The 21,618-nt window shown below is 41.8% G+C and carries 20 protein-coding genes; 8 read left to right on the forward strand and 12 right to left on the reverse strand.

What is annotated here, in order from left to right:
• Positions 1-11 precede the first annotated feature (11 nt).
• Positions 12-848 carry an acetylglutamate kinase gene (argB, locus tag HJG39_RS07820; protein WP_268408343.1) on the reverse strand — a complete coding sequence of 279 codons (837 nt, stop codon included), beginning with the start codon at positions 846-848 and terminating at the stop codon, positions 12-14.
• A 1,150-nt stretch (positions 849-1,998) separates the two neighbouring features.
• On the opposite strand from argB, the gene HJG39_RS07825 reads away from it, so the two are divergent.
• From HJG39_RS07825 to HJG39_RS07835, 3 genes are all read left to right on the forward strand, one after another.
• Positions 1,999-2,469: a hypothetical protein gene (locus HJG39_RS07825; protein ID WP_268408344.1), complete on the forward strand. Its 471-nt coding sequence runs from the start codon at positions 1,999-2,001 to the stop codon at positions 2,467-2,469.
• A gap of 768 nt (positions 2,470-3,237) precedes the next feature.
• Positions 3,238-3,555: a hypothetical protein gene (locus HJG39_RS07830; RefSeq protein ID WP_268408345.1), complete on the forward strand. Its 318-nt coding sequence runs from the start codon at positions 3,238-3,240 to the stop codon at positions 3,553-3,555.
• Between the two features lie 8 nt (positions 3,556-3,563).
• Positions 3,564-3,803 (forward strand): helix-turn-helix transcriptional regulator, encoded by a 240-nt coding sequence (locus HJG39_RS07835; RefSeq protein WP_268408346.1) that lies wholly within the window; start codon positions 3,564-3,566, stop codon positions 3,801-3,803.
• Positions 3,804-3,896: 93 nt separating this feature from the next.
• Here the strand turns inward: HJG39_RS07835 and HJG39_RS07840 are convergent, their stop codons facing one another.
• From HJG39_RS07840 to HJG39_RS07850, 3 genes are all read right to left on the reverse strand, one after another.
• Positions 3,897-4,478, reverse strand: coding sequence for a LexA family transcriptional regulator (locus HJG39_RS07840; protein ID WP_268408347.1), 582 nt, complete (start codon positions 4,476-4,478; stop codon positions 3,897-3,899).
• Positions 4,479-4,796: 318 nt separating this feature from the next.
• Positions 4,797-7,157: a DNA topoisomerase IV subunit A gene (gene parC, locus HJG39_RS07845; RefSeq protein ID WP_268408348.1), complete on the reverse strand. Its 2,361-nt coding sequence runs from the start codon at positions 7,155-7,157 to the stop codon at positions 4,797-4,799.
• Between the two features lie 111 nt (positions 7,158-7,268).
• Positions 7,269-8,402, reverse strand: a complete 1,134-nt coding sequence (locus HJG39_RS07850; protein ID WP_442781012.1) for a PQQ-dependent sugar dehydrogenase — start codon at positions 8,400-8,402, stop codon at positions 7,269-7,271.
• Positions 8,403-8,634: 232 nt separating this feature from the next.
• Between HJG39_RS07850 and HJG39_RS07855 the strand changes: the two genes are divergently transcribed.
• A complete protein-coding gene (locus tag HJG39_RS07855) occupies positions 8,635-11,805 on the forward strand; it encodes a hybrid sensor histidine kinase/response regulator (RefSeq protein WP_268408349.1) in 3,171 nt (1,056 codons plus the stop codon).
• Here the strand turns inward: HJG39_RS07855 and HJG39_RS07860 are convergent.
• On the reverse strand, positions 11,802-12,485 hold the full coding sequence (locus HJG39_RS07860) for a DUF2982 domain-containing protein (protein WP_268408350.1): 684 nt from the start codon (positions 12,483-12,485) through the stop codon (positions 11,802-11,804). The two genes, HJG39_RS07855 and HJG39_RS07860, sit on opposite strands and share 4 nt — an antisense overlap.
• A 296-nt stretch (positions 12,486-12,781) precedes the next feature.
• Between HJG39_RS07860 and folE the strand changes: the two genes are divergently transcribed.
• On the forward strand, positions 12,782-13,336 hold the full coding sequence (gene folE / locus HJG39_RS07865; RefSeq protein ID WP_268408351.1) for a GTP cyclohydrolase I FolE: 555 nt from the start codon (positions 12,782-12,784) through the stop codon (positions 13,334-13,336).
• A gap of 43 nt (positions 13,337-13,379) precedes the next feature.
• Here folE and HJG39_RS07870 read toward each other — a convergent pair whose 3' ends face one another.
• Entirely contained in the window at positions 13,380-14,057 is a 678-nt protein-coding gene (locus HJG39_RS07870; RefSeq protein ID WP_326849249.1) for a UPF0149 family protein, read from the reverse strand.
• A 152-nt stretch (positions 14,058-14,209) separates the two neighbouring features.
• Here HJG39_RS07870 and HJG39_RS07875 point away from each other — a divergent pair, with 152 nt between their 5' ends.
• Positions 14,210-15,103, forward strand: a complete 894-nt coding sequence (locus HJG39_RS07875) for an aspartoacylase (RefSeq protein WP_268408352.1) — start codon at positions 14,210-14,212, stop codon at positions 15,101-15,103.
• Positions 15,104-15,170: 67 nt separating this feature from the next.
• Here HJG39_RS07875 and HJG39_RS07880 read toward each other — a convergent pair whose 3' ends face one another.
• Positions 15,171-16,298, reverse strand: coding sequence for a MalY/PatB family protein (locus tag HJG39_RS07880; protein ID WP_268408353.1), 1,128 nt, complete (start codon positions 16,296-16,298; stop codon positions 15,171-15,173).
• Between the two features lie 99 nt (positions 16,299-16,397).
• On the reverse strand, positions 16,398-16,793 hold the full coding sequence (locus tag HJG39_RS07885) for a response regulator (RefSeq protein WP_268408354.1): 396 nt from the start codon (positions 16,791-16,793) through the stop codon (positions 16,398-16,400).
• A 174-nt stretch (positions 16,794-16,967) separates the two neighbouring features.
• Between HJG39_RS07885 and HJG39_RS07890 the strand changes: the two genes are divergently transcribed.
• The gene (locus HJG39_RS07890; protein ID WP_268408355.1) at positions 16,968-17,177 is read left to right on the forward strand and encodes a YgaP family membrane protein; all 210 of its coding nucleotides are present in this window, start codon (positions 16,968-16,970) and stop codon (positions 17,175-17,177) included.
• A gap of 413 nt (positions 17,178-17,590) precedes the next feature.
• Here the strand turns inward: HJG39_RS07890 and HJG39_RS07895 are convergent, their stop codons facing one another.
• Entirely contained in the window at positions 17,591-17,788 is a 198-nt protein-coding gene (locus tag HJG39_RS07895) for a hypothetical protein (RefSeq protein WP_268408356.1), read from the reverse strand.
• Between the two features lie 173 nt (positions 17,789-17,961).
• On the opposite strand from HJG39_RS07895, the gene HJG39_RS07900 reads away from it, so the two are divergent.
• Positions 17,962-18,771, forward strand: a complete 810-nt coding sequence (locus HJG39_RS07900) for an oxidoreductase (RefSeq protein WP_268408357.1) — start codon at positions 17,962-17,964, stop codon at positions 18,769-18,771.
• Positions 18,772-18,850: 79 nt separating this feature from the next.
• On the opposite strand, the gene HJG39_RS07905 is transcribed toward HJG39_RS07900, so the two are convergent.
• From HJG39_RS07905 to HJG39_RS07915, 3 genes are all read right to left on the reverse strand, one after another.
• Positions 18,851-20,272 (reverse strand): sodium-dependent transporter, encoded by a 1,422-nt coding sequence (locus tag HJG39_RS07905; protein WP_268408358.1) that lies wholly within the window; start codon positions 20,270-20,272, stop codon positions 18,851-18,853.
• A gap of 139 nt (positions 20,273-20,411) precedes the next feature.
• Entirely contained in the window at positions 20,412-21,158 is a 747-nt protein-coding gene (locus HJG39_RS07910; protein WP_268408359.1) for an SDR family NAD(P)-dependent oxidoreductase, read from the reverse strand.
• Positions 21,159-21,171: 13 nt separating this feature from the next.
• Entirely contained in the window at positions 21,172-21,579 is a 408-nt protein-coding gene (locus tag HJG39_RS07915) for a thiol-disulfide oxidoreductase DCC family protein (RefSeq protein WP_268408360.1), read from the reverse strand.
• Positions 21,580-21,618: the final 39 nt, after the last annotated feature.

Here is a 21,618-nt window from a genome sequence, read left to right on the forward strand (position 1 = left end):
TTGGCTGAAAACTACCCAACGATTCGAGTACCACTTCTGCCTTTATCATCCGCAATATTGATAAAAGAATTAGGCTCTTTTCCAGACACCACTGCAATAGCTTCAACTGAATCATCGAGCAAATTCATCGCTTCTTCTACTCTGGGCACCATATCCCCCGCAACACGCCCACTATCAATGAGGTTAAGGAACTGATGCCGGGTCAACTCCTGAATACGTGATGATGGGTCAGCATGATTCCGATAGATAGCCCCTTCTGTCGTTGTTAGTACAAGTAAATCAGCTTGAATTGACTTAGCAATAGCCACAACGGAAGTATCAGCATTGATATTGTATACCTCACCCTGTTCACCAATGCCGAGTGAAGCTATAACAGGGACAACATTAGAATAAATGAGATTTAGAATTAACTTACTATTGACCTTAGTGACATCACCAACCAGCCCTAAATCTATTGCTTTTGAGCCACAACCTTCAACGACTCTAGGGGGACGCTTTTTGGCTTCAATAAGTTTACCTGACGCGCCATGACAACCGAAAGCGTTAATGCCGGCCCCCTGTAGAGCAGACACCAATTCAACATTCACCTCTCCAGCTAATGCCATTTTAACCGCTTTTAGGTCAGCTTCGTTGGTGATCCTACGCTTACCAATAAAGCGGGTTTCCAACCCCATTTGCTCCTGACAAGCCGTGATTTGTTCCTGACCTCCATGCAAAATGACAACATCCCAATCGTTATCTATCAATTCCTTAATATTTTCAACCAAACCTTTCAGCTCAGACTTATCCAATAAAGCGTCACCACTAACCTTTATAACCGCGATGGGTTTTCTACCTAAATCAGTCATAACATTGCCTATTTCAGTTATTTTTAAGTGAATTTACTAGAAAATCAAAACGCGATGCTTTCACTTAACACATTTAAGAAAGAATAAACCTAAAAATGAAATTTTCACATTTCACTTTCAAATTTATAAAAAATTCATTTAATAGAAAAACATTCGAAATGAATGTGAACATTAAAAAATAATACTTGGCATACAAGTAAATTTTGAACCCAGATTTAACATTGGCTATAGAAAACGAATAGTTCTGGGAATTTGATTTAGATTGCTCAGTCAATGAGCAGCAATTAACAACTTGTTTAATTCGGTTTTTTTAAGATGGTGTAGGATAACAAACGGTAAATATGTTTCAATACGGAGGAATTACTGAAAACCCCGTTTTTGAATTAAGTCACTAATACTACAACGTATTTTACGGTAAATTTTTTATTTGGTTTAAATACCACCCATTTTACGAATAATTATTTATCCACGACAACTGACAATTTATTCACTTTGCTAACACTCTCCCATTGAATGATCGTAACCGCACGCAGATATAGTTGCATGCCAGCGCATGACAAAAGACATGGTGAGGACAAATTTCAGACATTTATACCGGCAACATCTAAGAAGTTACTCACATTTTAGCTAGCATGCTTAGTCATATATTACATAATAGACTCATTGATAAAAGTGGAAGCATATTGCAAATGAATACTCATCAACACCTAAAACGGGTGTTCATTTAGTCACATACTTTTATTTTTATGAAAGACAAAGACACAATAAGGAAAGTAAGAAATGCGAATCCAATCTCTACAAAAGCTCATCTTTGCAGCCTCTCAAAGCTCAAAGCTTTGATTACAACTGTAGTGGCGTTAGGTTGATTATTTTCATCTTAGGCAGCAAATAATGAAAGGATTTTTGTAACCAAATAGAGAAATACTTCTCAACACTCAATACCGTTATAAGCAAGTACGCACAGATAATATATTTGCATTTTGTTTAATTTAAAAAATAAAAATGCTCAAGGTTCTGAGAATACTGTCGATTTGATATAAAGTTTTGGATGAATACATTCACAATTAAATTATGTGAATATTCTCACTTCTTTTTCGGTTCAAATTAATTACAGACATTTTCTACCAATAGGGTTAATATGGAACTCATGGTGCAAAATAATTCAAAAGTTAAATTTGCAGAGCGACTACATCATGCTCTCGACTCGTTAGGTTGGAAAAGTCGAGGACGTCCGAAACAATTGCAAAACCACTACGGTAATATCGGCGTTCACCTTTCAGAGAAGACTTTTCACAAGTGGCTAAATGGACAATCATTTCCTGATTGGGATAATCTGATCCACTTAGTTCGGTTAACCAAAAGGTCAATCAACTATCTTATTTATGGCCTCGACGATATAGAAGCTACAGGAACGCCAAGCCATCACATGGCTCATAATGAACGCTTTCATTTATCCAAGGAAGATCTTAAGTCAGCTTTTATTGAAGCGGTGGAGCAAGCCGCAGTTTTCAACTTGATATCGCTTAGGGAATCAACATCACCTCAACAAATGTACCACGCGTTTGTGAGAGAGTTAGGTGTTAGACAAACGAACGAAGAAAAAGTCAAAATCCCTTCATAACTGGTTTTCTATGGCTCTGACGTGATAACAAGGAAAAGAAGGTAGTGCTTCAGAGCGTCTTTACGGTCAAGACAAAGCGCATCTTTTTCAAAGAAAAAATAATCACACCTTTATACATTCCAACCTTTACCCTTTGTTAACCCAACCGCATATTAAAAATTTTCCATTATTGAAAATTCATGTTTACGCCATGACACAAAGCTTTCAGGAAGGTTTTTACCATATGAAAAGTTCTTTCAAACAAACATTCATTCATTGAAGTCGCGATAAATGTTGACCAAGCAGCATAAATCCCTTTACAAAAATTAACCATTAGTTCTATTATTGAACCATCAGTTCCATTTGCAGAGTTAGCTCTAGCACACATTTTGTTGTGGTGGACCGCAAAAAGTAGCATATGGATGCTAAAAATACTAACCAAGAATTAAACAATATTTAAATATCAAGATCGAAAAGATGCTTAAAATGTATGAAATTTTGTTAAACCTACAACTTTCAATACACCTTGCGCGTATACACATTCGATCTACCAGTGGTTATGTTTAGTACCAATAGTAGGGATATACAGAGAACTGATTCGATGGCTCCCTCACCTCCGACTGTGGTCAACTTTTCCAATTTATTACGTCTTATCACTTCGGTTGTGGGTATGGCTTCATCGAGACTAGCAAGGTTAATCAATACAAATATGATTCGACGACACCTTGTTTACTTCAGTAACGAAGCATTTTCGTTACCAAGCAATGTATAACAACGACGAGGAAAAACATGCATATCCAATCACCGGAGAGGACATTCTATTGCCTCTTCAATCCGGGTAAGCGCACAAATGAATTGCTTAATATTAAGCAAGATTCTTCTCCGAAAGGCTTTATCAAACGCTTTTTTGAAAAAGCTTTAGCCTTTAGAAATTCACTTGGAGAAAGAAGAAAGAGAGCGACGACAGGATTGAGAACTTCGAACTCAAATTTAAAAGTAGTGACAATTAGTTGTCTTTATTTAAAAGCATTAATTAACCGCGCAGGCACAATTAACGGAGCAATAACCAGCTACGTGCCTCGTGGAATTGAAGAATTAGTTTGGTGAGGTGTGAAATGTATATCAAAGGCGAAGATTTAAAAACCATTCGTAAGCGAGCAGGTTTAACTATTACAGAAGCAGCGAAGCTTGCCGGGGTAAAAACCCGTAAAACCATTATGAATTGGGAAAAGAACGTTGGCGCCCCCAACATTAATCAGTTTCTTCAACTATGCCGAGGCTATGGACTAGACTGTCACAAGCTTATGAACGCTGTAATGCAGCGTAACGCAACGGGTCAAGAACTCGAACTCTAAAAAGAACACGTGGTTCAGGTTTGGGCAACATTGCCAAGCCTGAACACACATTATTGCATTGAAGTGCTGCTGGAAAGATATTTACGACAAAGCTTAAAAATTATTTGTGACGGAAGTCACTCTGCCAATAACATCGAGCATGCTAGCCTTATCTTTAGGCAGCGATTGCACAGGGTAATTCGTATTGTCACAGATCAGGTTTATACCACCTTCAATGGTAATTTGAATACGACGTATACACTGAGTTTCATTAATGCGAAGCAAGTACATTTGTCCGTCAGCTAAGTCTTTGTCACTGCTATCGTAAACGACTCTCGCGCCTTCTTTAACCGTAGGTTCCATCGCATCCCCTTCTGCCAGCCAATCATGATGTAGAGGTGGCAAATGTGGCGCACTATAATCTGTTGAACCTTCACAAACTTGCAATACGGTTTTTAAGTCAAGGATGTTGTTAGAACTAAATCGGGCAATCACCCGCTGTTTAGTTAACTCTTTGAAATCGTATCCGGTCTCATTAGATAATGCGAGCAAGTAATCAACGTCTGGTAAACGACCAGAGTTTTCGTAGGATTTAAGCGTATTAGGGTGGCATTCATACTTCTTTGCCATTGCCACCCGCGTAATGTGGGGAGCTCTTAACGATTTTATCCACTGTCCAAATTCTTTTTCGTTCAATGTCTTATTCCTGGCAAACTTTTGACCCATGCATTCTATATAAAGGAAGCTGCTTTTCCCAAGGAAAAATTTGTATATTTTTTACCTTAAGACACAATGTTACCTCAAAAGATAACCTTATGTTATCCCTCAATAGCCAAACATTTTACGCAGCTTGACTCTGTGTCATGTAGGGTTTTACCTTATTATTCATAAGGTTGCAATTATTAACAGGGAGTTTTTAAGAATTGAAAGGGCTGGCTATGTAAGTTGCTTCTGGCATAAATAGATTTGGAAAAGGATGCTGGTAAACACTAACTTCCAACATCCCCCTTGTGTTTATTCACTGGGATTATCAAGATCGAGCATATTAACTTGCTGCCCTTGGGACTGTTGCGACTGATCATGAGCTGGATCTGACGCCTCAATTTCTTCGGAGTACGCGGAGCTTGCATCAATTTCGATAACGTCGATACGCTGTAAACCTCTCGGAAGTTTACTGCCTCGACGCCCACGCTCTCCACGGTAGTACTCAAGATCTTTTGGCGCGAGAGTCATTGAACGTTTGCCCGCGGTGAGCTTCACCGATGCTCCTTCAGGGACGACAGCCAAAATTTTCACGTATTCTTCGCGCGTTTGCACTCGTCCACTTGGCACATTAATAATTTTATTTCCTTTTCCTTTACCCAAAACAGGCAAGTCTCGTAACGGGAACATAAGCATTCGCCCCTCGTTAGAAATGGCAAGGCAAAGGTCTGTATCCAAACGCTTAACGGGTTCAGGCTTAATGACTTTCGCACCGCGAGGCAACGATAGGTAGGCTTTACCAGCCTTATTCTTACTCACCATGTCATTAAAGCGCCCAATGAAACCGTAACCCGCATCGGAAGCGATTAAATAACTCTGCTCATCTTCTGCCATAATCGCGTGATCGAACTGTTCACCTGCAACGATATTAAAGCGCCCCGTTAACGGTTCTCCTTGGCTTCTGGCAGAAGGTAAACTGTGCGCATCACACGCAAATGTGCGCCCTGATGAGTCGAGGAATACAACTTGTTGGTTGCTGCGACCTTTAGCGGCGCTTTGGTATTTGTCTCCGGCTTTGTAACTTAACCCTTCAACATCCACATCGTGGCCTTTTGCACAACGCGCCCAACCTTTTTCTGAAAGAACCACTGTTACCGCTTCTGATGGAACCAGTTGCTTTTCAGATAACGCTTTGGCTTCGCCACGTTTCACCAGCGGCGACCGTCTGTCATCGCCATAGATTTTGGCATCTTCCAGAATTTCTTTCTTAATTAAGGTCTTCAAACGACGCTCAGAACCAAGTAGTTGTTCTAACTTTTTGCGTTCTTCTTCTAATTCCTCTTGCTCGCCGCGAATTTTCATTTCTTCGAGTTTCGCTAAATGGCGCAATTTCAATTCTAAAATGGCTTCCGCTTGCTTATCACTTAAACCAAAACGCTCCATTAGCACCGGCTTTGGCTTATCTTCGCTGCGGATAATGGCAATCACTTCATCAATATTAAGGAAGGCAATCAGTAAACCTTCCAAGATATGCAAGCGAGCTAAAACTTTGTCGAGTCGGTATTGCAAACGCCTAGTGACGGTGCCTGTTCTAAACACCAACCACTCTTTTAAAATCGTTTTCAAATCTTTGACTTGAGGACGGCCATCCAAACCGATCATATTTAGGTTAACGCGGTAGTTCTTTTCTAGATCGGTTGTGGCAAATAGATGCTGCATTAACTGCTCTACATCAATTCGATTAGAGCGTGGTGTAATAACTAGACGAGTCGGATTTTCATGGTCTGACTCATCTCGTAAATCACTCACCATTGGCAATTTCTTGGCCTGCATTTGTGCGGCAATTTGCTCTAGAATTTTGCCGCCCGAAGCTTGGTGAGGCAACGCTGTAATAACAACATCTCCAGCGTCGGTGTGGTAAACAGCGCGCATTTTGATGCTACCTTTACCAGTTTCATACATCTTTTGGATGTCTTTTTTCGGCGTGATAATTTCCGCTTCGGTGGGGAAATCTGGCCCTTGAACATATTCAAGAATATCGCTCAGTTCGGCCTTACTATTATCAAGCAAGTGAGCACATGCATTCGCTAGCTCTCTAACATTATGCGGAGGAATATCCGTTGCCATCCCAACAGCAATACCGGTAACGCCATTTAATAAGATGTGAGGCAAGCGAGAAGGCAACACCTTCGGCTCTTGCAATGTGCCATCGAAATTAGGCACCCAATCCACCGTGCCTTGACCCAACTCTTGCAGCAATATTTCGCTGAATTTGGAAAGTCGCGCTTCAGTGTAACGCATTGCTGCGAATGATTTAGGATCGTCCGGTGCTCCCCAGTTACCTTGCCCATCCACCAGCGGGTAACGATAAGAAAACGGTTGCGCCATGAGAACCATGGCTTCGTAGCAGGCAGAGTCGCCATGAGGGTGAAATTTACCGAGCACATCACCAACGGTACGCGCCGACTTTTTATATTTTGCAGTCGCACTTAAACCTAAGTCTGACATCGCATAAATAATACGACGCTGAACTGGCTTTAACCCATCGCCAATGTTTGGCAAAGCCCTATCCATAATGACGTACATGGAATAGTTCAAATAAGCATCTTCGGTGAATTTCCGAATTGGGAGTTGCTCTACGCCATCGGCGCTAATGGTGATATCTTGACTCATAGTGACTCTAGCAGTAAGCCCTGTGTATTAGTAACTTCTAGCCCATTAAGGCATTAACTTCAGTGAACACAACGTCTGGATGTCGCGCTATTACCTGACTAATCGCTCATGTTACTGGTGGTAAGTGATCCTGTAAATGGCATTCGCAAAGTCATCGGAAACTAGCAAACTCCCGTCAGGCAAAGGAAGCAACGCAACAGGACGCCCCCAGACTTCATCCCCGTCTTGTAGCCAACCTTGAATAAATGGCTCGTACTTGGTGATCTTGTTACCGTCCAATGTTGCCATCATTACTCTGTAGCCTACCTTTGAACTTCTATTCCACGATCCATGTTCTGCAACAAAAAGCCTGTTTTTATAAGACTTGGGATACATGTTGCCTTCATAGAAATGAATTCCTAATGGCGCAACGTGAGCTTGTAGGTCGAGTGCGGGTGCGCGAAAATCACTGGCTTTTTTGCCCTTGCCAAACTCAGGGTCAGCAACATCGCTACCGAAGAAATAAGGATACCCGAAGTGTTGTCCATGTTCGGAAACATGATTGATTTCGCACGGAGGTAGGTCATCACCTAGCCAATCACGCCCATTATCGCTAAACCAAAAATCCCCTGTTTTCGGGTGCCAGTCAAAGCCTACGCTATTTCTTACGCCTTTTGCGACCCACTTCTGCTCTCCCGTTTTCAAGTTGAACTTTAAAATGGAATCAAAGCGCGGATCATCAAACTTTTCGGAACCTGCTGTCATACAGACATTACATGGCGTCCCCACCGGAACATATAACCAACCATCAGGGCCAAAGTCGATGTTTTTCCATCCATGATGGCGTTCTTTAGGCAAATTTGGGACGACTACTTCTGGTTTTGGTGGCTTTTTTAAATTCTCCTCGATATTGGGAAACTTCAATATCTGATGCACCTCTGCCACATATAAAGCGCCGTTTTTGAAGGTCACACCCGAGGGCATATTCAAGCCTGACGCTATTTCAATCACTTGATCAGCTTTACCATCCGCGTTTGTATCCACTACCGCGTTAACGACGCCAGCACTGCGGCTACCCACAAATACGGTACCTTTATCTCCCAAAGCCATTTGCCTTGCGTTTTTAACCTCAGTTGCATACGTTTCGATTTTGAATCCATCAGGCAAACTCAGTTTATTTAAAGGCAACGGCACTGCATCATCAGCATGGGCCAATTGAGCAATGCCACTAAACATAAATGCCGAGAGTAACGCGTACATTTTCATAGTATGTCCTTGAGTAATTTCGCTAACAGGGTTAGCACTAAGACAATTTTAAGTGCGGTCATTTTTGCTTAGACCGTAACCAATAAACAAGTGGTTTTTAACCCTTTCAGATTGCATCCCCCCTGATAAGTTCTTCACACCACTTGCGGAGAGTGTTAAATTTAATCACAACAAACTGAGCCAATAAAAAGTCCGAATTGGATTGGACAAAAATCAAAAGGGTAAGGGTAGAATGGGAAACAACAATCTGTTTCGCAGTTTTTTCTGTTTGTATGTTTGGTTAATTATGTTTCTGCCCGCAGCTTACGCTCAATCGGTCAGCTCGCTTTCCAATTCATCATTTTCAGGCATTTCACTTGTACACAAAAATGAAGTGTACTCATTAAATGAATCCCCGTTGCTACTAACGGAACCCTTGTCTGCCTCCAGTATTGAACAGATTATACAACACAAAAGCGAATTCAAACCGGCTACATCGAGTAACCCCAATTATGGCTTAAGTGCCAAAGCCGTCTGGATATATCAAACCATCACAAATCGCACCGAGTACGAGAAGTGGGTGATCTCTGTCAATTTTGCACAAAACGATGAAATCGAACTCTACCTAATCCAAAACAATAAAATATTGTTCTCAGATAAACAGGGAAAAAGCAGCGACAATCAATTTTATCGTTATCCTTCTTTTCCGGTCACTCTTGAGCAAGGGCAACAGTATGAGCTCATGGTCCGCGTATTCACGCCAAATCAGTACAAGATCGTTCCAATCGAAATAAGCTCAGATCTAACTTTTCTACATGCGATGGCCGTGGATCAAATTCTTTGGGGAATTTATTACGGTGGCCTGATCATGCTGCTCCTTTATACGCTCATGCTATATCTAACGCGTCGAGAACAAAGCATTATCGCCTACGCTATTTATGTTTCATCCGCTATTTTCTTCGAGCTCATTTGGGGCGGACATTTAAACCTATTTCTAAAAACAGACCTATCACACTGGTTTGGTAATCACTCGGGTTTGGCATTTAACTTCGTGACTATTGCCGCCGGTTATTTCACTTTGAAATACCTAGAATCTTCCAAACAAACTCCCAAAGTCGCTAGAACTATCAAGATATTACTCATCTCGGTAGCAGGGTTATCCTTGATATCAATTTTCGATTTACTTGATACTAGAACACTTAACATTTTTGTCTATTTTGTCAGCCTACTCGCCACCATACTCTTATTCGCAGCGGGAACAGAAAGCTACAGAAAGCCCTTTAAGCCCGCGCGTTATTTTGTTTTTGCTTGGGGGTTATTGCTCTCTGCCGCTACCATTGGCATCTTAAGTATACTGGGGATCATCCCAACGAATGCGTTTACAACTTACTGCTTCCAAGTCGTTGTGTTCTTCGAATCGGCTTTGTTTGCTGTCGCGTTGCTGGAACAAAAACAATATGAGCTTGAGGTCGATGTTAAAACAGTAACTGACGATCTACGCAACAATATGGAGTACATAGAAGAGCAAAACGTTCGCTTAGACATTGCCCGAAAAGAGGCGCTAAAAGCCAGCCAGATCAAGTCACAGTTCTTAGCAAACATGAGTCATGAAATCCGTACCCCGCTAAATGCAATTCTTGGCTTTAGTAAAGAGCTTGCTAATTTGGCACTCCCTAAGGAGAAGCAAGAACATATTCAAATCATCAACACTTCTGCATCAAATCTACTAGCCATCGTGAATGATGTTTTAGATTTCTCAAAAATTGAAGCGGGTAAGTTAGAAATCAACCGCGAAAGCTTCAGCCCCACCGAGTTATTTGAAGAAATTGTGTTTTTGTACGCAAAAACTGCGGCTAAGAAAGGCTTAACATTTAGTTTCCATCGAAATGCCCTGCCTTTAAAGCTGCTCGGCGATCCACTTCGCATCAAGCAAATATTAACAAACTTGATTAGCAACGCTGTCAAATTTACTGAAAAAGGCCACATAGCTCTTTATGTTAAAAGTGAACCTGTTGGCAAAAACCAGATACAACTTACTTTTGAGGTTGAAGACAGTGGAATAGGCATTGCCACTAAAGACAAAGTAAGACTATTCAGAGCATTTTCTCAGTTAGATGAAGCGCTCACTCGCTCTTACCAAGGTACAGGGCTGGGTTTAGTGATTAGTCAACAATTGGTGCACCTGATGCAAGGCGGTATCTCATTTAATAGCCTACACGGTGTTGGCAGCACCTTTATAGCGCACATCATTTGCGACATCGACGTTGCTAAACTTGATCTAGCAGAAAATGCGACTTGGAATAACAAGAAAATTGCCGTCTATGATTGCAATCACTATATGCGTCGGGCCAAAAGCAATATTTTCTCAGGCTTTGGCGCCCAAGTTACCAGCATCGATTCTCTTGGATACTTACAGCAACAAACACAAGAGTTCGATTATTTAGTTGTAGACATTAATTGTTTTAGTTGTACTCGGAGTGATCCTTTGTTGGTGCTCAAAGCTTGCCAAGATTTCCCTAGCCAAGAAAAGCTCTTGATATACAAGAACAGCGAAGGATTAGATAAGTTGCCAGCCATCAGAGACACCTTCAGCCGATTCGTTGAAAGTCCCATTCCACTTTCACGTTTGCAAGACTTGTTAGAAGAAGATGAGAAGGAAGATGCGAATCTCTGGCAACACCGCTTAGCTTCACTTCCCGAGTTAAATGTACTTGCTGTTGATGACATGGAACTCAACCTCAAGCTCCTGAAAACGTGGCTTTCAGATAGTCCTATCAATTTAGTTTTCGCCAGCAGCGGCATGGAAGCATTAAACTTATGTGAACATGTCGATTTCGACCTTATTTTGATGGATGTGCAAATGCCAGATATGGACGGTGTTGAGACAACTAAGCGAATACGAAAGACTCAGGTAAATAAAGGCACGCCTGTCATAGCCGTGACCGCTCATGCTTTTAAGGAAGAAAAAGAGCGTTTATTAAACTCAGGCATGGATGACTATTTATCAAAACCACTAGATTTAGGCAGTTTAATTAACACCATCAAGCGTTGGAGTGTTGGCTCAGAAGATAAACCCGCACCCATTCGCTCGGATTTAATGGACTTCGACTGGGCACTCGCAGTACAAAAAGCCAACGGCAATGAAACCATCGCAAACGATTTATTCTTTGAGTTTCTGGCTGAACTGCCCACGTCAATGTCGGCCATTCGCACAGCGGCAGAAGAAAGTGACTGGAAAGCGTTACAACATCAAGTACATCGGCTTCACGGTGCCAGTTGCTACACTGGCGTGCCAAGACTCCAGTACCTATGTGCCGAATGTGAAACTTTGTTAAAACTGGGGCAATACGAGTCAGCTTGTATGTATTTACCAACAATGGAAGACTCGGTTTCTGAATTATTAAAAATAAAGGAGCAAAGTTAACTATTGGATGAAGAATGGCATTGCTTTAATAAACCAACAAATGCATCCGCGGATCTATCTAATTCAGTTACGCTAATGTAAATATCGTAACCTAGCCCTTCACGCAAGCGCTGCATTCTGTTTGCGAACATCGCTTGCAATCCTGTGTATTTGCGCCCTTTTTCAGAAGTAAAAGCGGTATCTTCAATTAAGTAGTCGCTGTATTGATCAAGAGAGGCATCTCCAGCTTTATATTGCTCTTTAAAGGTTTGCACCAATAATGCTCTTTGCTCAACAAGGATATTATTCATTAAGCGAGGCGAAATAGAGCCCAGAAACTCATCGTAATCTTTTATACGGATGCCTACCATGGCCAATGGTTCATGCTGCATGTTCCGATACACTTTTGGGGTATCAATACGCGCAATGTTGTTCCAGTTTAACAACCAGCCACCGTGACGATGGTGATAATTAATAGCCGTTTTGCTGAGATGCATACTATGCTCGGGCTCGCGTAACTTAAACCACCCTATTAACATTGCTACGATCCCACCACTCAGAATGAAAATCCCGCCTAAACGCAGAATATCCGGCAGCCAAAGTAAAATAATGCTTCCCAAAACAACAATTAAGCCGCCAACCAGCATGGTAAACAAACCACCTGTTTTAGATTGCGCCTTAATTAAAATTACGTCTTCCAATCGTTCACCTATATCCAGAAAAAATACGCAAGAAAAAACATTAGGACCGCCCATAACACAATAAATCGCCATCGCCGACATACAGGACAATCGGTATGCCACCATTTCGCCCATTTTTGACTGTTCATGTTCGAATTTCTTTACTTTAATAGTTAGTACAGATAAAGCCCATTATCAGATGCTGTTTGGGATATATAAAGGGCTATAATTTTTATGCTATCATGCGCGACCTTAAAGCCATATCGCCCCGCTTAAACTTGGGGTTGAAGCCTATTTTTTCAGTTTAGAGACAATCAATGACGGATAAACTAGCCGAACATTACAGCGAAATTATCACCATATTGGGAGAGGATGTTTCCCGAGATGGCTTACTAGACACCCCAAAAAGAGCCGCGAAGGCGATGCAATTCTTAACTGATGGCTACAACATGTCAATTGAAGATGTTGTTAATAACGCCATCTTCGAAGCTGACACAGATGAAATGGTCGTTGTCCAAGGAATTGAGTTTTACTCGCTTTGTGAACATCATTTATTACCTTTTATCGGAACCTGTAATATTGCGTATATTCCGAATAAGAAAGTATTAGGGTTATCCAAGTTTGCCCGTATTGTGGATTTGTTCTCTCGTCGTTTACAAATCCAAGAAGGGTTAACCAAGCAAGTCGCAGAAGCCGTACAGGAAGTTACCGGCGCACAAGGTGTTGGCGTAATAATGGAAGCCAAACACATGTGTATGATGATGCGGGGCGTACAGAAGCAAAATTCGTCAATGGTGACATCTGTGATGTTAGGTTCATTTCGTGAATCTCAAGCCACTCGTACAGAGTTTTTACGCCTCATCGGCAAATAATACAAAATAGTTTCGTAGGGAAGTAGGTGACATCGCTGATCATCTACTTCTTACCGGGCTTTTTTGGGGTGGCTACAGGGGCAATGGGTTCCTGATACAATTCAAATTGGTTTGGCAAATAGCTGACCAATTTCCCTGATATATCAACATATTGCTGTAGTGCTTTCGGGAAAGATAAAAAGATCTGCGCCAACTTCCCTTCTAAGCTTAAATTTCCTGTCTCTTTTGCCTGTTGAATGGCTAATGTAGGATCGGCAAAGGTACTGAACATCCTTAAACAATGACTCAAATCTCGCCTCAAGGCGGCCTGTTCTTCTGGAGCCCCCTTTAGCATATGCTGCCATGCATCTTGCCACACAGACTCTAATTGTTGATGACCAACAAGCAACCCTGTCAACCAATCGGTTAAATCTTGGTTGCTGGATTGAGCTTCAAATTGACAACGCTCGGGCAGATAAAAACGCTCATCTCGCATGGATGATAAGCGGGACTTCAAGCGCTCTAACAAGACGCCCATAAGTTGGTCAATATGCTTTTGCTGGATACCACCTTGGTTCTTAACCACCCAAGGAAGCCATACTTCTGGCATGGGGATTTCAGGTGCTGCACTCACCGCAAACAAAACCCCATCAATATACAAACAAGGATGAAGTACATGTCGCCATTGTGGCGACGCACAAATTTGTTCAAGTTTCTTGAATGAAATAATGTCTGCCCTCAATTTATAGTCAATTGAAATAATAACTCATGCAACTGGCATGGTTTATAGCAAAATAAGATAATATGTGAGTGTATTTTCGACTATGTTAACCCTGACGCTTCCCTCAACCGAAGCTATCTATAAACCCTATAAAGCGATAATAAGGATTACCATTGAATAAGATCAACTCAGTCACCATTGTAGGCGGTACTCATGGCAACGAGTACACCGGCATTTATTTATTAAGAAAATGGCAACAATCTCCACAGCTTATTGAAAGAAGTAGTTTTTCTACGGAAACGATATTTGCCAACACCAATGCATTTCGAGATAACCGCCGCTACTTAGACTGCGATCTTAACCGTCAATTCCGAGTTCCTGATTTAACCAACACAGCATTAAGTAACTACGAGGAAAGTCGGGCCAAAGCGATTAATGCGCAGATTGGCCCCAAAGGTGAGGCTAAAACAGACTTCATCATTGATCTACACAACACCACTAGCAATATGGGTCCTTCACTTATTTTGCTACAGTCAGATACATTTAATCTGCAAATGGCAGCTTATGTAAAACAGCACATGCCCGAAGCCATTATAGTAATGGAAGACCAAATTCCGTTAGAAGAACAGGCGTACCTTTGTTCGGTTGCCAAACAAGGCATCATCGTTGAAGTTGGCCCTCAGCCTCAATCCGTTTTACGCCAAGATATTATGGAATGGATGGAAACACTAACACAGCATGTATTGGACTTTGTTGATGCCTACAACGCGGGTACGGACCTTGACTTGCCAGAGAGCGTCAGTATGTATTACTACACAGAAACCCTGAAGCTCCCCATGAATGAGAAGGGTGAGCGCATCGGAATGGTTCATAAAAATGTACAGGATAAAGATTTTAAGGCGTTAAATCCGGGCGACCCTATTTTCACACTATTTACGGGCGAGGAGCTAAAGTGGGAAGGCAATTATGTCGCCTATCCACATTTTATTAATGAAGCAGCTTACTACGACAATAATCTAGCAATGTCATTGGCAAAACGGGTGGAATACAAAGTTCCTCAACGTTAAGAGTAGACTTAAACAGAGGATCAGTAGTTCCAAACAAGGAGCTACTGACAACCTCAACATTCACTTATTAAGCCTTTAAACGCTCAATCGCCATTTCCAAATGACTACGCGGGCATCCATAGTTTAAACGAACAAATTGTTTTTCACCGAAATCAGCTCCGGGTGAAGGACCAATCCCTTTAGACTCAAAATAAGCCTGTGGCAACTCAACCCCTAATCCAGACGCATCAACCCAAGCCAAGTAAGTCGCTTGTGGTAACAGAAACTCTAATCCATCAATCGCATTAATCTCGCGATGCAAATAGTCTCGGTTATCTCTTAAATAGGTAATTAACCCTTGGTGCCATTCATCACACAAGGTAAATGCGGCTTCGGTCGCCGTTAAGCCAAGTACGTTTGCCCAAGGCATGTGTCCCATCGCTGCACTTTGATATTTTGCGCGTACTTTGGCATCAGGAATGATGGCAAACGAAACCCCTAGTCCGGCAATATTAAACGTTTTGCTTGCAGCCATTAACGTCACACTTTGATCAGCCATATTGTCCATTTTGGAGAATGGCAAATGTATCGCGTCTTCATCTAGTATGAGATCACAATGAATTTCATCAGAGCAAACAAATACGCCGTTTTCTCGACAAATTCGGTTTACTTCCTTTAATTCTGTCTCTGATAGCACGGAACCAACCGGATTCATTGGGTTGCACAGAATGAACATTTTGCACTTTGGGTCTTTCGCCAAAGTCTCTAGCTGCTCAAAGTCCATCGTCCAGCGATGGCCTTCTCGAATCGTTGGCACATCAACTCGTTCCAATTGGTTAATAGCGGGAGCCGCTAACATTGGAGGATAATTCGGCACTTGCACCAAAACCTTATCACCCGGTTCACAAAAAGCCTTACACGCCAGATTAAATGCAGGCACAACACCGGGAGTCCATACAATCCAATTCTTTTCAATTTTCCAATCATAACGCTTAGATAACCAGCCTTGAACGGCTTGGTTAGCGCCTTCATGGTTAGCAGGTAAGGTATACCCTAATATACCGTGATCGATTCGCTTAGCGATTGCGTCGAGGATAGGTTGAGCACAGCGAAACTCGGTATCAGCAATCCACATCGGTAAGATGTCTTTGCCTGCATACTTTTGCCATTTTAAAGAATAGGAACTGTCTCTGGATATTACGTGAGAAAAAGACATGCGTTACGACACCTGCTGGTTAATGATTAACAAAGGATGAAGTGTCGATTGTAATGAAATTCAAAGTAAAACATAGCGACAGTTAGCTATAAAATATATTTACTCTTTTGGACCCACTAACTTCACTACTTTAGCCAGTAAATCCTTTGTGGTGAAAGGCTTCGCAAGAAAATCGCTCACCCCAGCTTTAATGGCCTCCATCACTAACTCTCGGGAGGTATTTCCGGTCACCATTAACACAGGTGTCTTCTTATCAAACTGACGAAATGCGCGTAGAAAATCAAGCCCATTCATTTCAGGCATTTCCCAATCGCTAATAACCAAATCAAAAAAGCCCGGACGTTGTTGTAACGCTTTGAGTGCTCGTTGGCTGGTCCCAAATTGAGCGACTTCTCCACTAGCAATATCCGTTAGCATATGTTTGATAAGTTCTTGAGTTAACTCTTCATCATCGAGCAATATAATATTAGCGTTCATGCTTGCTTTTTCAGACACGCTCACACCTCATCATACTCACCGAGTTCTAAGCGTATTTAGTTAACCATCAGATTACATTGATACGCACCAAGCTGATTATTAATTAAACAGATTACTTTCTTGATCTTAATCAAGCTTCTATATTTAGTATTCTGGAATAATCTTCCTGTACTCAATTGTAGGAGAAGAAACATGGTTGATCGAGATAATGTCGGCATTTTAGACACTGCCATCCGCTCTATTTTGGCCTGTCTGTTTCTGGCCGTAGCAGTAGAACAAATTTTGCCAGATAGCGTCAGCGTGGTCCTTCTTATAGCTGGCGCAGGGCTTTGGTTAACAAGTGCAACCGGCACGTGTTTTATCTACAAAATGTTAGGTATTGATACCTACCACGCGAAATAGTTTCTATTACGGAGGTCAAGGCAGGGACGCGCCCATTTGACGAGAGTCGGCATGATGTGCCGAAGAAGATGTCGTTATCTGCCTATTTTTTCGATTAAATACGTCCTTCAGCGGATGTTTAATCCAGAAAAACTTTATATAAAGAAATAATTATCCGCTATTTTTGACATATCAAATAAACGAATTTTACTTTCCTTCAATACAAGGAAGCCCCGTTCTAGAAACACCCTATAAGTAGAAAAAATCAAAGCTAATCAACTTATTGCAATACAGAATTAGTGCTTTTTACGTGCATTAGCTGCACCGAATTGCAATAATGGGGGTCGCAGCAGGATGTTGCGTTCCTGCTTCATTGAACTAAGCCGAATCAGTTTCGCCCATCTGATTCGGCTTCTTTGTAAGAATGGAGAAATTTACGCGGTTAAAATAGCGTAGGCAAGTACCGCAGCCACAACCAAGCCAGCAGCTCCAAAAAAGCCATATTCGACTCGATGTTGAATAGCTGCAACACCTTCAGAAGGCTTTAAGAATCCAGTAATAATGCTGGTTAAACCCAAAGAAAACGCTGCTACCATTAAACCAAAAACAATGGCTATACCCCAATCGCCCATAACAAATACCTTCTTTGAAAACATAGGCGGTATTATGACGGAATATCACAATTTTCCTAGGGGATCAGATCAAAAAAATAGCGGAAAATAGCTGCTTAGGAGATATTTTTCACGTTGTAAACCGTATTTAACTACCAACCACACACGACAATTTGATAAATGAGAGATCAATCATGCGTTCAATTAGCATATTAGGAGCAGGGTGGTTAGGCTTTGCACTAGCTGAACAGCTTCAATCGACCGGCAACTCAATTCGGCTTTCTAAACAAACGCAAGACGATGTTAACACCTTGAAAGCTCAAGGTTGGGAAGCAGCGGCTTTTAGCTTGGGACAATCGCTACCGGATACCCTCGTTTCCGAAATAGCGATTATTAATATTCCTCCTAGAAGACGCACTGTTGACCCAGTTCTTTTCTTCCGAAACGTTTGTTTGCTGTGTGACGAATTGATGCAAAAAGGGACACAACGCATACTGTTTATCAGCACAACGTCCGTTTATGGCGAACAACCAGGCATCATCGATCACACAAGCCCAACTTCTCCTAAAACAGACTCAGGCAAGGCCCATGTCAACATCGAGCATCACCTATTACAACATTACCCCCACCAAGTCAGCATCTTGCGGCTTGCAGGTTTAGTAGGGGGTACACGCCATCCGATTAATTCCTTGGCTGGAAAAACCAATATCGCTCAACCTTATCAACCAGTGAATTTAGTACACAGGAAAGACGTGATTAACACAATAAACGCTATTTTAGATAAGGACGCTTGGGGCGAAACTTTCTTATTATGCTCAACAGAGCACCCAACTAAACAGGAATACTATACGTGGGCGGCAACTCAGTTATCGCTTAAACCACCGCAGTTCGTTGAGACGCCGATTCCAGAAAACCCAAGGCAAATAGATTGCCAAAATACGCTTTCTCGTTTGAATGTGAAATTGGTGTATCCGAGCCCTTTTGACATGATTCCTCTCACGTAAGTTTTGGCGAATACAAAGAAAAAGCCCTGCTCTTGAAGAAACAGGGCTTTTTTCAATTCATTACTCAGTTAGGTTGACCTTACCCAATCAATCCTTGACCAAAAAACTTCAAGGCAACTGTGTTGATAAAAATAAGGAGAAGAATAACAGGGATAAAAGTACCAACCGAGAAATCGACATACTTCTCGAAGAAACTCCCTTCGTAACTTGGCTCACCGTGATCAAGTTCTGCATTAAAATTAGCTTTCTTCCAACGGTAAATAACAAAAATACAAATCAGGAACCCGTTAAAAGGCAAAATGGTATCGTAAAACACATCAACCAACACATCGAAGAAAGACTTACTTTGACCCGCATAACCCACGAATTGCGTAAAGAAGTCCACCATTCCAAAAGAGGTAATCGAAACCAGCGCTAATACAAGCATTGCCACACCTAAAACCATCAAAGATGACTTTCTAGTCATATCTCGCTCATCCATTAAAGCGGCATTGGGTACTTCCAAAATTGAAACAAGCGAGGTAATTGCGGCAAAGAACACTAATAAGAAGAAAACAGACGCGACAATACTTGCGCCGAGGTAGCCGATAGTTGCTTGCAACGCTAAGAAGATCTTAGGTAAGAAGGAAAAAATCAAACTCACTGACGAATCACTTAGCTCGCTGGTATTTGTATCTGGATTGAATGAAAACACCGCTGGAATAATCATTAATCCAGCGATAAACGCGACTGCTGTATCGGTTAGCGCAACCATTTTAGCTGCTCCGGGAACGCCATTACTCCGATTCAAATAAGAGCCATAAGTAATCATAATCCCCATCCCTAAGCTCAATGAGAAAAACGCTTGAGACAAAGCAGAGCTAACTGTGGAGGCTGTTATTTTAGAAAAGTCTGGAATTAAATAATATTCAACACCCGCAAACGCATTGTCCAAGGTTAGAACAAAGATAACCATGCCGATAAGCATGAAAAACAACGTTGGCATGAGTAACTTAGCGGCTTTTTCAATTCCTTCCTGTACACCACCCAGCAGAATCAAATAAACCAAAGCGGTTACAATACCGAGGAAAATAAACACACTTGGCGAATTAATAAAGCTCCCAAAGGTACTTGGGTCAGCAAGCATGTTTAGATCTCCTGTAACGGAATGGAATAAATATCCGAAGATCCAAACGGTAATGACCATGTAAAATACCGCAATCATAAACGGGGTAATAATGGATAACCAACCAGCAAGACGCCACCCAGCAGCACCACCTGATAATTTATTGTAAGCACCAAGAGGATCTTTTTGGGAGTGACGACCAACTGCCATTTCCGCAAGCATTACGGGAAGACAGATCACAAGAACAAAAATGGCATAAATGAGCAAAAATGCGCCCCCACCATTTTTTGTTGCAGCAACAGGGAAGCCCACCATATTACCGATACCTACGGCTGAACCGGCTGCTGCGAGAATAAACCCGAGTTTTGAGCCAAACTGCTCACGAGGTGCACTCATACCCTCTCCCTTCATTAAATTATTATTTTTTTACTTTCGCTAAATACCAAACACCGTGGCATTACACTTGGAGGCTGATGTTAACAATTGCCTAACAAAATGTCTTTTTAAATGAATATAAATACTTGGAAAATTATGTTTACCAAGGAATCGTCTGGCCAGACCAATCGATATAATGGGGCGCATCATGTGCCGCCAAGTTTGGCAAGCAAGAGAGCAACTGATGAGCGGTAAATTCCGGTGTAAACAGTTTTTCTTGAGGGATATTCTGTTGAAAAGGAACAGAGAGTCTTGTATCAACCGTGCCAGGATGATAAAGCACTAATGCACACTGCTTATAACGTCGCGATACTTCAATTTGCGCTGTTTTCACCAGCATATTTAAAGCCGATTTAGCAGATCGATAACCATACCAACCGCCTAACCGATTATCCGATATACTGCCAACTCTTGCACTTAAAAAGACAATCTGGCTAGGATGTTTTGGGGCCAATAGACGCACAACATGTTTCAGCCAAATAGCTGGAATGGTGACATTTTCTAAGAAGTATTGAGATAGATGGGAGGGAGTTAAATCTTCAAGCTTTTTTTCTGGATATAATTGCGTTACCGAATCGTGCAGAATGCCTAACGTACACACTACCAATGAAAACTGACCTTGGGGCAACGCAGCACAAGCATTTTCAATTGAGCTTTCTTCATAGTCCTCTACAAGCACAGGATGGTAGGACGATGCTTGTTGTAGTGCATGCGCTTCAGGCAAGCTTCGGCGAGAAACGCCATACACCGCCCCCACAACTTTGGAATCAATCAACGCTTGGGCGACTGCTTGTCCAATACCTCCCAGCCCGATGACTAAGGCATTTTTTTGCTGACTTTGATGCATGTTCCTCCCAAGACTATTTCAGCCTACATTGCTCACAGCGCGCCTTTCCTGTCAATAAAGCCGAAATACGATAACGGTGCGTCGCGAATTTAACGTATACCCAATCTGCAACAAGCCTCACTATTGGCCAACGCAACGGTGCAATCATCCAGCCTTTACCAATGGCTTTCCATGCCAAATAAGTTACATCAAGACCTTTGACCAAATGTCCATTTGCATCAATGCCGTGTAACACTGTTAACGCAGCATCCCGACTGATAAATGGATAATCGGATAGAGCACCTTCTTTCTGAACATCAATTAACCTAAGCGCATTGCGAGTATCCTGACGCGTAAGACTTTTCATTTCAGAAACACATAGTGGGCAAGTTCCATCATAGAAGACGGTTAATTCTGGCATAGCTTGTGATTGAGTTTGCATTGTCTTTGTCCACCTTGATTCAGAGTATATACGCCATCG

The sequence above is a fragment of the Alteromonas sp. a30 genome (assembly GCF_026788005.1).
Taxonomy (GTDB): Bacteria; Pseudomonadota; Gammaproteobacteria; order Enterobacterales; family Alteromonadaceae; genus Paraneptunicella.